Genomic DNA, 15,285 nt, shown 5'->3' with positions numbered 1-15,285 from the left:
TTTATTGCTGGCAGATTGAAAGGCACCATTAGATCATGTTTTTAATAACTTTCTTTCATCTTCATCTTTGGGTCCAAACACTATATCATTTAAAAGTCGTCCCAATTATCAGGTTCTTTTCGATCTTGAACGGAATCTTTATTCTTCTTTTCTTTGGTTGTTGTATCTGAGAAATTTTTGAAGCGTTCATCCATTTCATTATCAAAATTTTCCCAGGGAGCGTTGAAGCCCGTTTGATTGCGCGGATCAAAATGTTGCTGAAAATTTTCTTTCATTTGTTGACCAAAAATTTTCCAATCTTCTCCAAAAGGTGCATTATCTCTTGCTTGTTTACGCATATGATTTTGAGATTTTTTCATTTCTTGAGCAGAGCGACGCATTTCTCGTTGCCAATTTTGCATTTCACGACGCATATGATTTCCAAAAGCATGCCGATTATGAGCATTCATCATATTTTCCATCATTGGCCCTCCAAAAAATTGAGCCATTCTTTGAAATTCTTTTTCATCATGAGGATCATTCTCAGCTACAAGTTTTTCCATTAAACGAAGCAGTTGTTCCTGTTCTTCTTCATTAAGTGCACCAAAAATATTTTCAGAGACATCATTTTGGAACGTATCACGAGTTTCTTGCGCTGCTCGTCCTTTTTCTGTTAAGAAAACACGATTTACACGTTTATCTTTTTCATCTTGTTTTCGTATAACCATTTGTGCTTCCTCTAATTGTTTCACTTGCGCCGTTACACTGGAAGGCTTAATATCAAGTAGTTCTGCAATTTCTGCATTGGTTAAACCATCTTTTTTCCAAAGCTCTACTAATAAGCCTTGGGCCCCTGTACGATTCCCTCTATTTCTCATTTGACTAGAGAATTTATCTGTACGCAAGGCAAATAAAACACTAGGATTGCGAAGTAATTTTGAGAAAAGGTGTAAAAGGTGATTAGTTTGTTCAGACATAGTGCTGTCCTCCTTAAGTTCTTTTTTGAGTCATCGTTCGTGAGGAAATTGTATCCAGTTCATCATCGTATACATAGGCTAGACAATCTACCGAGCGGTTATAATGTTCAATCAGCTGTTTAAGTAAGCTATATAAAACTTTTACCAACTTGTTTCCTCTTTCCTTTGATTTTAGTTAGTTTATTTTCTAATTAACTAACTAAAAAAATTATAGAACTTTTATTTAGTTTTGTCAACAATAAACTAAATAAAAAAGAAAAAAAACAGTCATAAGACTGTTTTTAGATGACTTCAATCTGTCTTTTCTTCTCCTAGATCCAGCTTATAGAGCTGTTGGAACGTAGCGTTTGAAGCCATAAGATTGGCGGGAGATCCATCAAACTTTATCTTGCCCTCTTCGAGAAAAAGAACACGGTCCATTTGATGAACCCCTAAAAGATGATGGGTAATAAAAATAATAGTTTTGTGTCGTAAACGTTCAAAAAATAGACGAAGAAGTTGGTTTTCAGTGATAGGATCAAGTGATACCGTAGGTTCATCTAAAATTACTACTTCTACATCCGAAAGTAAAATTCTTGCTAAAGCCAATCGCTGACGTTCACCACCAGAAAAGCGTTCTCCAGCTTCATCGACTTCTTCAGAAAGACCTTTAGGCAATTTTTCCACCATTTCTCGCAAGCCGACTAGTTCTAAAGCCTCCCAAATTTCTTCATCTGTAGCATGTAAATTTGCAAGTGTGAGATTAGAACGCAGACTTGCTGCAAAAAGATAGGGGGATTGATTAATAACTCCAATCTTGTCTTCAACATTTTTAGCTTTGGAAGGTGCTATACCACCAAAGGAGATATTACCTTTATGAGGAATTAAATCCCCTCGAATAAGGCCTGCAAGTGTGGATTTACCAACGCCTGAACGGCCAAGGATGGCAAGATGTTCGCCTCTTTTTACTTGCAAACTGAAGTCATGGAAAAGTTTTTTCTCCTCTTCAAACGCAAAGTCAAGATGCTCAATCCTCAAGTCCACGTCAGTAATAACTTGATCACGAAGGGTTTCATTAGGATCGGGCAGATCATTTAATCTTCGCACGGAATCTCCATAGCGATTGGTTTCAACAACCGCATCAGACAAAGGTGAAAAAGCGTCAAAGAGTGGGAAAGCCATTAAACTAACAGCTGCGATATAGTTGGGAGCATCACCTGTATTCAAGGCACCTGATGACCAAGCCATCAGGTAAATTACTAGTAAAGTATAAACAACTTGTAAAAAGAGATTTCTCTTTCTGCCAAAGGATAGCAGTTTAGCCTGACGTTTTCTAGCGGAAACTTCTGCTCCTCGATAAGCTGTGAGGAAATCTTCCTTACGGCCAGAAAGTACCCAGTCTTGTAGTCCTAAAATATCGTCAGTCAAATGTGAAAATAGGTCGTTACGGTAAGCTTTTAATTCTTCATCAAGCTTCATCGTAAATTTCAAGGAAATCAATGGTAAGACAACAATTAAGAATCCTAAAAACAGAGCCACACCTAATGCTAACCATAGGGAGAAAAATCCACTAGCAATGACTAAAGCAATAGCTAAGGTTCCTGCAATAAGTACTGGAAAGAGCGTCCGTAAAAATAAGTCTTGCAAATTTCCAATATCTTCGTTAAGCACGCCTAATAACTCACCCAATTTGTAGCGTTCAGATAAGTTAACTGCAGATTTTTCTAAGCGCAAATAAAGCTTTTTTCGTAAAAGGCTGGTAATCCGCAAAATCCAGTTATGAGACGTGAGACGCTCAACATAGCGCATCACAGGACGACCAATCCCGAAAATCCGCACAAACAAGACAGGGACATAAATCATCAAAATATTTTCTGGTTTAGTTGCTGATTTTGAAATCACATAACCTGAACTAAACATCAAAAGACCGGCCATGGCCATCGTAATTGTTCCAAGAAAAATAGCTAAGACAAATCCCTTACGATATTTCTTCAAAAATGGTGTAATCCAGTCATTTCCAAATAAAATCGTTTTTAATTTCATTTATCCTGCCCTCCTTTTGCTTCTGATACGGGCTGGTCAGTTGCTGACAGCTCTGTCAGCTGATTTTTTTCGTCGTCAACACCACGCATTTGGGTTAATAAGGTTTGATAATAGACATTTGTTTGAAGAAGTTCCTCATGCGAGCCAACTCCTTCAACTTTGCCTTCATTTAAAACGATGACCTTATCCATGCTAGACAGCCAGTGCAGACGGTGCGTAGCAATAAAAACCAATTTATTTTCTAATAAAGGCAAGATGTTGGCTTTGATTTCAAGTTCTGTTTCGATATCGAGATGAGCCGTCGGTTCATCCAATAATAAAATATTTCTCGAACGACTCAAAAAAGCACGAGCTAATGCGACACGTTGAGCTTGCCCCCCTGAAATGGTCCGTCCACTCGCCCCAATCTGGCCATCCAATCCTATTTCTTCTAACAATGAGGTTAAGCCTGCAAGTTCAACAGCTTGAATAATTGCTTCATCAGTAGCTGTTGGCTCATAAAAGGCTAAATTTTCACGGAAAGTTCCTGAGAAAATATATGTTTTTTGCGGAATAAATTGGACAGACTGCCGGTATTTTTCATCCGTTAAGGTTTCTAATTTTTGCTGATTGATCTTAATTTCGCCAGAAGAGGGCACCATAAAACCAGCGAGCATAGCGAGTAACGTCGATTTTCCGGATCCTGAGCTCCCTACCAAGGCAACTTTTTGAAAACCTTGCAGCTCCAAATTGACCTCTGAAATTCCCCGTCCTGTCTCGTAAATTTTTGACAGATTTGTCAGCTGTAGCTGAGCCTTTTCATCCCAACGTAAGGGTTCATCCAAGACTTGTTGTGTTACTTCAGGCTGGGCTAAAACTTCGTTAACAGCCGCTAAGGCGTTCTTACCATTTAGTGTTGCATGATAATCACTGGCAAAGTCACGCAGCGGAAGGAAATATTCTGGAGCCATAATCAAAGCTGCTAAAGCAGGAAAAAGTAAAATTTCTCCATTCATGAGGCGTAAACCTAAAAATAGAGCAACAATCGCTACAGATAAGCTAGCAAAAAAGTCTAGTGCAAAGGTAGAAAGCATCGCAATCCGCAAAGCACCCATGGTTTCCTTACGAAAATCTTCTGACGTTCGGTAAATAGAGTTAGCATAATCTTTTGACAGACCAAAATAACGTAAGGTGGCAATACCGCGTAATGAATCCAAAAAGTGATTAGATAAATATTGAAAAGTTTTATATTGACGTTCTGCTCTTCCTTGTGCTGCATAACCCAATAAGATCATGAAGATGATTGCAAAAGGAAAAGTTAAAGTCAAAACGATTCCACTTTGCCAATCTAAAAGATAGACCGGAACCAAAATAAGTAGGGGGACAATCATCATATTAAGTACTTTTGATAAAACAAGCTTGATATAATCCTCAACTTGATCTATCCCCGTAATCACAGTAGTTGCTGCCGACCCCGAACCCAGTTCAGCGACACTCGAGGGTCCCAACCGGAAAAATTTATCCAACATATCCCCACGTAGTTTGGAGGCCAAACGATAAGCCAACTTATCTAAACTTTTAGAACGGAAGAAATTAATCACTTCACGTCCCATAAAACAGACGGCAAAGCCTAATACCCAAGGTAAAGCACCTGAAAAGGATTCCCCTTTCCAGAATTTTGTGATTGCCGTTGCCATGAATAAAGCTTGGCAAGCAATCACTGCTGCTTGAAATACAGCTAATATTCCTAGTAAAGGAAACATTTTCCGTACTCCTGGCAGCTCAAAAAGAGATTTATCGATCATAATTAAGTTCAACACACATTAAAATTTACTGACCACGCTGTCAGTAAATTTTAATAGGGCATTAGTCTCCTTCTTAAAAAATTGATCAGTAAAATCATACTGATCTTAGTAGTGGTGAGTCTTTATCCACTCATTATAACAATTTTTTGTACAATCTGAAAATAACTGGCCTAACCAGTTATTTCCTTTAAGTTTATTTTTCTATACGTTTTCTAAAAATGAAGTAAGTCCAACCCATATAAATCAAGACAAAGGGTAAAATCACCAAAGTGATAAGGGTCATCGTCTTCAAAGTATAGGCTGTGGAGCTCGCATTTTTAATCAAGATGCTGTGCGCTGCGTTAGTCGCGATCATTACACGAGGGAACATACCTTGGAAAATTAAAGCGACCAAGGCGATGAAAGTCAATCCAGAAGCCAGAAAAGCAGTCATTTCTTTTTTAGCACGTACTGACAAATGAGCGATAAGTGTTAACACCACAATAACAGCAAGCAATATGAGCGTTCCTAGGAAATGTTTATCAAAGAAATCTGTATAAAGCGCCACTAAAATAGCGAAAACGACTTCTCCTGCATAAAGCACAAAGTATAATTTATTTGCTACACGTGCCGCGCGTTCTCGTAAATCGCCTTCCGTTTTAAGGGCCAAGTAATTCAGTCCATGCAGCCATGAAAGAAGCATCACTGCTACTCCTCCTACGACTGAAAGGAAATTCACATAAGTGGTAAAGGTAGCCATAACATTTCCTTTTTCATCCATCGGTACCCCTTGGATCATCGCCGTAAACATGAGACCAAAAAGGAAAGGAATGGCAAAACTTGCAACACCTAAGATACGTGTCCAAATCATTTTGCCCTTCTCTGTATGTGAATGATGACGAAACTCGAACGTTACTCCTCGGAAAATTAAACCGACCAAAATCAAAAACAAAACCAGATAGAAGCCAGAAAATAAAGAAGCATACCAATAAGGGAAAGAGGCAAACATTGCACCACCAGCTGTTAAAAGCCAAACTTCATTTAAATCCCAAACGGGCCCGATAGAGCCAATCGTTTGTTCGATTTCTCGCTTATCTTTGGCTATGGTAATTGTACTCATTCCCACCCCATAGTCAAATCCTTCAAGGAAGAAAAAGCCACTAAATAGCACACCAACAATGATGAACCAAAAAAGTTGTAAACCTGTCATTATTTATCAGCCTCCTCTTCTTCATTTTTATCTGATGTCTGTTCTTGTTGCTCCTCTTCCGAAAGGCCACTAAAGGCATCTTGCGTAAAGGCATCGAGTGAAACATAGGCTGTTTCCGCACCTTCCACTCCTTTTTTCATATGTTGAATAGTGAAATAAATCATTACTCCTCCAAGGAAACAGAACAAAAGGAAATAAACTACATTGGAGAAAATCAAAGAACCAACGGAAACATTAGGAGAAACAGAATCGCGGATTGTAAACAGGCCATAGACAGTCCATGGATACCGTCCGAGTTCTGTCACTAACCATCCTGATGTGATGGCCAAAAACGGAGCAAATAAGAACCACCGATAAACTTGCAAGCCAAAATTATTTTCATATAAGCTTGGTTTTTTCTTACGTGTTAAAAACAGACCGACAGCTGAGAGTAAAATCATTGCCATCGACAACCCTGCCATAACCCGGAATGTCCAGAAGAGTGCTGTAACAGGTGGGAAGAAATTTCCACCGATTTCCTTAGCCACCTCAGGGAATTGTTTTTGAAGTTTGGCATTAATCTCGTTCATTCCTTCGACCGAACCGCTAGGACGGTGGTAGGTCAGAATAGAGAGCATATAAGGGATTTGAATACCAAAGACTTCTCGGTGTTCTGCCTCGTTAAAGAAGGCAACCATATCCCATGCTGCTGGGTCAGGTGTTGTTTCATAAACCCCTTCGGTAGCAGCAAATTTCATAGGCTGTGTACGTTGAACTTCGAGCATTTGTTGGTCACCAGCTACAAAGTTTCCTAGCGCTCCAATAAGAGCAACTAGAAGTCCCAGGCGTAAAACTGGTTTGAACATGTCAATTTCACGCTTTTTAAGGATCTGGTATGCAGAAACTCCTGCAATAACAAAGCCCCCAGTAACTAAAAACCCTGTCGCTACGTGACTAAACTCTAAAATGGTTTGGGGATTTGTAAGTAAGGCCGAAAAGCTTGTTAAAGTTGCACGACCGTCTTTCACTTCGTAACCAACAGGATTTTGCATCCAAGAGTTGGCTGCTAAAATCCAGAGTGAGGAAAGAAAAGTTCCTATAAATACAATCCATAATGTCGCACAGTGAAGTTTCTTACCCAGTTTATCCCAACCAAACATCCAAACTCCCAGGAAGGTTGATTCTAAAAAGAACGCAAGGAGCGCTTCAACAGCAAGGGGGGCCCCAAAAATATCTCCGACATAACGGGAATAATCTGACCAGTTCATACCAAACTGAAATTCTTGAATAATTCCTGTTACCACACCAACTGCAAAGGACAAAAGCATTATTGAGCCAAAGAACTTTGTGCGTTTTTTCCACTTTTCATCGCCCGTTTTAACATAAATTGTTTCCATAAGAACAGTCATAAAGACTGTACCTACAGAAAGTGGAACGAAGAAAAAGTGGAAAATTGTTGTCATCGCGAACTGAAAGCGCGCGAGATTTTCAATGGTTAACATTTAACCAACCTCCAATTTTTTTCCACAAAGATACCCCAAGACAGAACAAAAAAAGAAATTTTTTCTCAAAGAAAAATAATAATGTCGATGAGATAAATAAATTCCTTGATTTTTCTTTTTTCACCCTAATTTCTAGTAAATGGGCACCATTTGCCTATTATTTAAATTTCTTTACACTTTATTTTAACATGATGTAAGCGGAGATAAAAATTATTTAACTGTCAATTTCTTTTAACATAATCAACACACTGTTATGTACAAATAAAAAAGACCTACCACTTCTGATAGATCTTTATTCTCCCTTTTATTTCATTAACGTACGTCACCCATTAATTTTAGAATTGGACGTTTGACTAACAACAAGATGATGCCGACAGCGATACCGATGATCCCAACAATACCAAAGAAGTGAACTTCTGTGGAAGCATTAAAGAAAGGTGCAATCTGTGCATTAATTGCTTGTGATGTTGAGTCAGCCAAGAACCACATAGCCATCATTTGAGATTGGAAGGCGACAGGTGCCAGTTTTGTTGATACAGAAAGCCCAACCGGCGAAACGAGAAGTTCACCAGCCATTTGAACCGCAAACATAAGTACAAGCCACAAAGCACTCGCACGACCAGCTGTCCCGTTAAGTAAACCTGGCAATGTCATGATGAGGTAAGAAGCCCCTGTTAACAACAAACCAAAACCAAATTTCACGATGGTTGAAGGTTGGCGATCACCTAATTTGTTCCAAAGACGAACAAAGAGAGGAGAGAGCACAACGATAAAGAGGGGATTAAGCAATTGATACCATGAGGGGTCAATGTGGAAAGTGATGCCAAACCAAGTTGGATTTAAATTAGAACGAGATTCACCCCATACTGCAATGATTGTTGAGCTTTGTTCTTCAATAGCCCAAAAAACAATAGCAGATAAAAAGAGGGGGATATAAGCTGTTAACTTACGACGTTCATCAGTCTCTACTTTTTTAGACGTAAACATCATTACAAAATAGATGATGGGTACCACAATCCCAACGATTGACAAAACATTGATAAAGTTATCAATAAAATGCTCAGGACTCGCTTTATAAAGCGCAAAGAAAGCCGCAAAGGCAACGATAATCACAACGACTAAGCTAATCAAGAAATTACGTTTTGCTTTCGCATCCATAGGATTAGACGGTTTACGTCCAATTTCTGGGAAATGACGAATGCGGCCGTACCAATATACAAAGAGTGCTACAATCATCCCGATAGCAGCCAGTGAGAAACCAAGGTGATAATTTATTCCTTGACCAACTGTCCCTACAATCAGAGGAGCAATCAATGATCCCATGTTGATACCGACAACGAAGATGTTAAATCCTGTATCACGGCGAGGGTCTTCTTTAGAATACAAATGCCCCACCATGTTTGAGATATTTGGTTTAAGCATCCCTGTTCCCAAAATAATTAAGAATAATGCCACGAACAATGAAGTTAAACCAAATGGAGTAGCTAACGCAACGTGTCCTAAGGTGATGAGAATCCCTCCGACAAGAATCGTTTGCGAAGCCCCGAGCAAGCGGTCTGCAATCCATCCACCAACAATTGTTGATAAATAAACTAACGCACCATAGATACTTACGATAGCCATCGCTTGCGTTTTAGGAAGTCCCAAACCAGCATTATCAGCTGTCGTTAAAGCATACAAGTAGTAAACCAGGATGGCGCGCATCCCATAGTAAGAAAATCGCTCCCAAAACTCTGTTTGGAAAAGCGTCAGCAACCCACGCGGTTGCCCGAAGAATGTTTTTTCTTTTTTATTTAAATTTTCCATAAAATATATTATAAAGTTTTCTATACAACTTGTCAAGTTGTCAAACAATTTTATCTATACAGATTTCTTTGAAAACGCGGGACAAACAGATACAATAAGAAACTTTCTAAGTTTCTTCTATTTTTTGAAGGTTATTTATCAAAATAACTTTTCTCATAAAAAAAATTACTGACCAGGCTGTCAGTAATTTTTTAGCGTGATAGAATCAAATTGATTTGGGACTTACCTGGGATTTCAATATCCTCTAAAGATTGTTCCAATAATGAAAGAAAGTCGAACGGCTGTAAAAAGATAATTTCTTTAAAATTGAGTGTGAAATTTTCTTCATTCGAATTAATCAATTGAACATATACCTCTTGCTCTGTGTAGCGTAGAATCCCCAATAAAGTGGGAGTGAAAAACATCGAAAAGTCCCCCTGAATCAGTACTTGTTCTTTCACTCGTTTTTTCGACCAAACTTGATAAGTTTGAAAAACTTCATCTCTAGGTTTTTCCCATGGAAAATATTTGCGATTATCAGGGTCTTTACCACCTGTAAGTGCAACCTCATCTCCATAGTAAATACAAGGTACGCCAGGTAAGCTAAACAACATCGCAATAGCGAGTAGATTATTGCGTGATCCAACCATTGTTAAGATACGCTCAGTATCATGCGTCCCCAGATTATTTAAATTTCCATAAAAGATGCTGTGGGGGTAATTTTCATATAAACTCATAAAACGTTGAGCAGTCTCTTGACTTGATCGCTTTCCTATCAAAAAGTTGATAATCAAATCTCGAAAAGGATAATTCATACAGCCCTGAAGGCCTTCTCCAAGAATATAGTTGCGACGCGCCCCGTACGAAATCTTGTTAGAAGCATCTTCCCAAATCTCACCAATCAAAACTTTTTCAGGGTAATGTGCTAAATTCTCTCGAATCCCACGAATAAAATGGTCTGGAAGCTCATCAGCAACATCCAGCCGCCAGCCGTCTATGCCAAGCTTATTCCACTTTGCTAGCACAGAATCCTCCTGCCCATAGATAAAGTTTTGGAAGGAAGTATTTTCCTTGTCAATCTCAGGCAAATCTTTTATGCCCCACCACGATTTATACTCTAAGGGGTATTTTTCAAATTTAAACCACTGGAAATAAGGAGAATCAGGATTTTTGGCTGCTCCTTCCCTATCACCATAATCGCCGTTGATATTAAAATAGCGTGAGTTTTTGCCCACATGTGAAAAAACACCATCCAATATTACATGCATATCTGACTCATGGACTTTCTTGAGCAACTCTTTAAAATCGTCTAGCGTTCCCAGCATTGAATCTATCTCTAAATAATCACTAGTATCGTAACGATGATTACTTATCGCAGAAAAGATTGGATTGAGATAAAGCGCAGTCACACCAAGTTCTTTAAGATAGGGTATTTTTTTGATAATCCCTTGGAGATTGCCCCCAAAAAAATCCCACCGTGCCAAATCCCCATTTTCTTCTTTGACATAAAAAGGTGTATCTGCCTTCGTTCCATAGATAAAAGAATTAGGCTTTGGATGATTAATATGCCCATCGTCGTTTCCATTGTGAAAACGATCAGGAAAAATTTGATAAAAGATAGCTTCACGATACCACTTGGGACTTACATCCTCTCCATCATAAACTGTCAACTGATAGGGCTTCACATCATGTTCATTGCCATATAAGATGCCCTCACCTCCGATTCCCGTACTGCCATAATAATGACGAATCTTTCCCCAATCTGACGGCTCAGAAATCTCGAAATAATAAAAGTAAAGTCCTCTTCCCACATCAAATGGTACTAAGACGCGAAATTTACCTATTGGCGTTCTTTCCATACTAAACTCATAGCGTTTACCAAAATCACGCCGAATAATGAATTTAACTTCTACATGAGGCTTATCGCTATCAAAAAGTACTTCCATCATTTGGCCAACCCTGATAGCGCCAAAAGGTTTTTTATGCGCTGTGCTCCAAGAATTGTAATAATACATCTTCTCTCATTTCATTTCTCATTAATTTCTTACTTTATGATGCTTCTTCTTTCATTCTATCATAAACTTATCTAATGTTAGAACAGTATCAAAACTATTTTTAATATCTAAAAGCTCCTGTACTGACTGACAGGAGCTTTTTTTTACTGACCAGTCTGTCAGTAATTATTTTTTAGCTTTAATGTGCCAGATATCATCTGCATATTCTCGAATGGTCCGATCAGAGCTAAAATGACCGGCATTAGCAATGTTCATTAAAGCAGCTTGAGTCCATGCTTTTTGATCCTGATAGCATTTTTCAAGTGCTTCTTGTGCCCGCACATAATCATTAAAATCTCGCAAAACAAAATACTCATCATTATAAGTTGTCAAAGAATCGAAGATCTGTTGTCCTTCAGCTGAAATATTTGGAATTGTTCCATCTACAAAGGCATCTAAAATCCGATGAACCAGTGGATTTTGTTCATAGATATCACGAGAGTTGTAATTACTATTTTTATAATAATCATAAACCTCATCTTTAGTTAAACCAAAAACAAAACCATTCTCATAACCCGCTGCTTCAAAAATTTCAATGTTCGCCCCATCCAGCGTTCCAATAGTTAGAGCACCATTCAACATAAATTTCATGTTTGATGTTCCAGATGCTTCCTTTGAAGCCAGAGAAATTTGTTCGCCTACATTAGCCGCAGGAATGATAACTTCAGCTAAGGAGACATTATAATTTTCTAAGAACACGACTTTAAGTTGGTCACCAATATCAGGATCGTTATTTATTAAACGAGCAATTTCATTGATACATTTGATAATGGCCTTCGCATAATGATAACCTGGAGCTGCTTTAGCCCCAAAAATATGCACCCGCGCTGTACGGTCAGCTGTTGGATTCTCTTTAATTTCAAAATACAACTTCATGATATGAAAAACATTCAAAAGTTGTCTTTTATAAGCATGAAGCCTTTTGACCTGTACGTCAAAAAGTGCAGTTGGATTGACCACTATCCCATTGCGTTCCTCAATTAATTTCGCAAGCTTTACCTTGTCCTCATACTTCGCTTCTTGTAGACGTTGCAATGTGGCATCATCTTCTTTATAAGATTCTAAAAGTTTGAGCTCTTTTAAATCAGATCGCCACTTCTTCCCAATTGTTTCATCGAGCACCTTTGAGAGTGGCTCGTTTGCAATTTGACTCCAACGACGGTCAGCGATTCCGTTCGTTTTATTATTGAATCGCTCTGGATAAATCAGATAAAAATCATGCAATTCAACATCTTTCAACAAATCAGAATGTAATTTTGCCACACCATTTGTCGAGTGCGAACCAATTATTGCAAGATGGGCCATATGGATTTGTCCATCTTTTACAATCCTAGTGCTATGAACCAATTTAGCACCAACTTTTGGTAAAAGCTCCGCCGTCCGTCGCCGATCGATTTCGATGATAATTTGATACAGCCGAGGTAAGAGTGACTTCACCATTTCTTCAGGCCATTTTTCCAAAGCTTCTGACAAGATCGTATGGTTAGTGTAAGACATTACTTTAACCGTAATATTCCAAGCCCTTTCCCACGTTATCCGATACTCATCAATAAGAAGACGCATAAACTCAGCCACACATAAAGCGGGATGTGTATCATTAATATGGACTGAAATAAAATCGCTGATATGCGTGATTGGCGCTTGCTTTGTAGCTTTATAGTGATGCAAAATTCGTTGAAGACCTGCTGAAACAAAGAAATATTCTTGTTTTAAGCGAAGGAGTTGACCATTATAATCTGAATCATTAGGATACAACTCAGAGGAAAGCATTGCAGTTTGATTCATGTACTCGAGATTTTGGAACCGGAGGTCTAAATCTTTGGGAACTTCAGAACGCCAAAGACACATATTATTGACCGTGGTATTTTCAAAACCCACCATTGGAGTATCATAAGGAACCGCCAGCACACGCTCTTGGTTTTGATAATGGGGAATAAAATGCCCTTCGCCATCATCCTCAAGCCAGACTTCTCCTCCAAAGCAAACTTCTACTGCTTTATCATAACGCCTAACCTCCCATGGATTCCCATTATCTAACCATGAATCAGGCAGCTCGACCTGAAAACCGTCAACGATTTTTTGCTTAAACAGTCCATAGCGATAACGGATCCCATTTCCATTAAGTGGTAGACCCGTTGAAGCTGCAGAATCCATAAAACAGCTGGCTAATCGTCCTAAACCACCATTACCAATTGCCATGTCAGGTTCTTCAAGGGCAATCTCATCAAGATCTATTCCTAAATCACTCAGTCCTTCTCGTACAGTATCTAAAATTCCTAGGTTAAGGAGATTAGACTTAAGCATTTTTCCGGGCAAAAACTCAATAGAGAAATAATAAGCTTGCTTTTTATTACTCTCATCTTTATAGTGGTTGTCAGCTGCCCAGATACTTGAGTAATAATTCTTTACCACCGAAGATAAGGCGCCGTACTTTTCTTGTGCACCAGCCTTAGCGAGCTCGATTGCAAATTTTGAAGTTAAACGTTCTTCAAAATCATGTTTAAATTGTTCTGTAGAAAGCTTCATGCACCCCTCCTTTTTACAAGCTCTTGATTGAATTGAACTTATCTCTCATTTTCCACGGATTGATAAAGCTCAACATAACGTTGCGATTTATTTTCCCAAGAAAAATCTTCCAGCATAGCTGCCTTTATCAGTTGATTCATCACCTGAGGTGAGTTCCTGTAAAGAAGAAGCGCCCTCATAATGGTGTCCTTTAACACATTCCCATCAAAATTAACAAAGCCAAAGCCCGTCCCCTTTTTGGTATTGGGATTAAATGGTACAACAGTATCTTTCAGTCCTCCAATTTCATGAATAATCGGCAAAGTCCCATATCGCATTGCAATCATTTGTGAAAGACCACAAGGTTCGAAAGCTGAAGGCATTAAGAAGAAATCTGAACCAGCATATATTTCCTGTGCAAACTGAAGATCAAATGCAATATTGGCTGAAATTTTATCAGGATATTGTTGAGCAAAGTGCTTAAAAGCCGTTTCGATTTCTAGAAAACCCGTCCCCAATAAGACAATTTGAAGGTCTTCCTGTAATAATGTCTCAAGTTGGGTTAAGACAAGATCAAAACCTTTCTGATTCGTAAGGCGTGACACTATTCCTAAAAGCGGTGTTTCTGCTTTGACGGGAAGCCCTACCCGCTTTTGCAAACTTTCTTTCATTTTAGCTTTTCCAATGCGGTCATCCACTGTAAAATGATGAGCAAGGTGGATATCTGTTTCAGGATTGTAGATTTCATAATCAATCCCATTGAGAATGCCAGATACCTTTCCTTTAACATATTGGAGAATAGGATCTAAACCACAGCCAAAAGCAGAGGTTTGGATTTCTTTTGCATAACTAGGAGATACCGTATTTACTCGGTCAGCGTATAAAATACCCGTCTTCAGCATATTCAACATGCCATTATGGCGGACCACTCCTTCAAAATAACGCTCCATCCCCATACCAAAAAGCTCTGTTAATGCGGTACCTTGCATAATTCCTTGAAACTCAATATTATGGATTGTTAGGATGGACTTGATTTTATGATAAGCTTTGATCCAAGAAAATTTCTCTTTCAACAAGAAGGGAATCATGGCGGTTTGCCAATCATTAACGTGTAAAATATCAGGAATAAAATCCAAACGCTCTAAAAGTGTACAGACAGCAAGATCAAAGAAAGCAAAACGCTCTCCGTCATCATAGTAGCCATAAAGCTGCCCTCGTCCAAAGTAGTGTTCATTATCTAAAAAGTAATATTTTACTCCATCTTTTACTAGGCTTTTTACTCCTACGTATTCACGACGCCATCCAACGTCTACAAAATCGTAAAATTCATCTTGTAAAAGTTCGATATATTCGCTCTTCATTTCATTTTTAAAATAAGGCAGGATGACTGCGATCTCTGAGATTTCTTTTTTCTTTGCCAATTCTTTTGGCAGTGCTCCTGTTACATCCCCTAATCCCCCGGTTTTAAAGAAGGGTGCGCACTCACTAGAAGCAAATAAAATTTTCATT

The 15,285-nt window shown here is 38.6% G+C and carries 9 protein-coding genes; all 9 read right to left on the bottom strand.

All coding sequences use genetic code 11. The features are described 5' to 3' along the window. Positions 1 to 89: 89 nt before the first annotated feature. Positions 90 to 956, bottom strand: coding sequence for a MarR family winged helix-turn-helix transcriptional regulator (locus tag JW886_RS04010; RefSeq protein ID WP_205872368.1), 867 nt, complete (start codon positions 954 to 956; stop codon positions 90 to 92). A 291-nt stretch (positions 957 to 1,247) separates the two neighbouring features. Next, a complete protein-coding gene (gene cydC, locus JW886_RS04005; protein WP_205872367.1) occupies positions 1,248 to 2,978 on the bottom strand; it encodes a thiol reductant ABC exporter subunit CydC in 1,731 nt (576 codons plus the stop codon). Further along, positions 2,975 to 4,762, bottom strand: a complete 1,788-nt coding sequence (gene cydD / locus JW886_RS04000; RefSeq protein WP_075525090.1) for a thiol reductant ABC exporter subunit CydD — start codon at positions 4,760 to 4,762, stop codon at positions 2,975 to 2,977. Before cydD ends, cydC begins: the two co-directional genes overlap by 4 nt. A 193-nt stretch (positions 4,763 to 4,955) precedes the next feature. Next, positions 4,956 to 5,951: a cytochrome d ubiquinol oxidase subunit II gene (gene cydB, locus JW886_RS03995; protein ID WP_075525091.1), complete on the bottom strand. Its 996-nt coding sequence runs from the start codon at positions 5,949 to 5,951 to the stop codon at positions 4,956 to 4,958. After that, positions 5,951 to 7,432: a cytochrome ubiquinol oxidase subunit I gene (locus JW886_RS03990; RefSeq protein WP_205872366.1), complete on the bottom strand. Its 1,482-nt coding sequence runs from the start codon at positions 7,430 to 7,432 to the stop codon at positions 5,951 to 5,953. Before JW886_RS03990 ends, cydB begins: the two co-directional genes overlap by 1 nt. Before the next feature lie 312 nt (positions 7,433 to 7,744). Further along, a complete protein-coding gene (locus tag JW886_RS03985) occupies positions 7,745 to 9,238 on the bottom strand; it encodes a peptide MFS transporter (RefSeq protein WP_200406582.1) in 1,494 nt (497 codons plus the stop codon). Positions 9,239 to 9,429: 191 nt separating this feature from the next. Continuing rightward, the gene (locus JW886_RS03980) at positions 9,430 to 11,232 is read right to left on the bottom strand and encodes a glycoside hydrolase family 13 protein (RefSeq protein WP_205872365.1); all 1,803 of its coding nucleotides are present in this window, start codon (positions 11,230 to 11,232) and stop codon (positions 9,430 to 9,432) included. A 165-nt stretch (positions 11,233 to 11,397) separates the two neighbouring features. Further along, the gene (locus JW886_RS03975) at positions 11,398 to 13,797 is read right to left on the bottom strand and encodes a glycogen/starch/alpha-glucan phosphorylase (protein ID WP_205872364.1); all 2,400 of its coding nucleotides are present in this window, start codon (positions 13,795 to 13,797) and stop codon (positions 11,398 to 11,400) included. A 38-nt stretch (positions 13,798 to 13,835) separates the two neighbouring features. Continuing rightward, a complete protein-coding gene (gene glgA / locus JW886_RS03970; RefSeq protein ID WP_205872363.1) occupies positions 13,836 to 15,284 on the bottom strand; it encodes a glycogen synthase GlgA in 1,449 nt (482 codons plus the stop codon). Position 15,285: the final 1 nt, after the last annotated feature.

It is taken from the genome of Lactococcus taiwanensis, assembly GCF_017068355.1.
Lineage (GTDB): Bacteria > Bacillota > Bacilli > Lactobacillales > Streptococcaceae > Lactococcus > Lactococcus taiwanensis.
The sequence above is the reverse complement of the archived record's forward strand: the minus strand, read 5'-3'. Positions and strand labels throughout refer to the sequence as shown.

Excerpts from the sequence above, each read along its gene's own strand:
- JW886_RS04010 (WP_205872368.1), bottom strand. The coding sequence starts at position 956 with ATGTCTGAACAAACTAATCACCTTTTACACCTTTTCTCAAAATTACTT.
- cydC (WP_205872367.1), bottom strand. The coding sequence starts at position 2,978 with ATGAAATTAAAAACGATTTTATTTGGAAATGACTGGATTACACCATTT.
- cydD (WP_075525090.1), bottom strand. The coding sequence starts at position 4,762 with ATGATCGATAAATCTCTTTTTGAGCTGCCAGGAGTACGGAAAATGTTT.
- cydB (WP_075525091.1), bottom strand. The coding sequence starts at position 5,951 with ATGACAGGTTTACAACTTTTTTGGTTCATCATTGTTGGTGTGCTATTT.
- JW886_RS03990 (WP_205872366.1), bottom strand. The coding sequence starts at position 7,432 with ATGTTAACCATTGAAAATCTCGCGCGCTTTCAGTTCGCGATGACAACA.
- JW886_RS03985 (WP_200406582.1), bottom strand. The coding sequence starts at position 9,238 with ATGGAAAATTTAAATAAAAAAGAAAAAACATTCTTCGGGCAACCGCGT.
- JW886_RS03980 (WP_205872365.1), bottom strand. The coding sequence starts at position 11,232 with ATGTATTATTACAATTCTTGGAGCACAGCGCATAAAAAACCTTTTGGC.
- JW886_RS03975 (WP_205872364.1), bottom strand. The coding sequence starts at position 13,797 with ATGAAGCTTTCTACAGAACAATTTAAACATGATTTTGAAGAACGTTTA.
- glgA (WP_205872363.1), bottom strand. The coding sequence starts at position 15,284 with ATGAAAATTTTATTTGCTTCTAGTGAGTGCGCACCCTTCTTTAAAACC.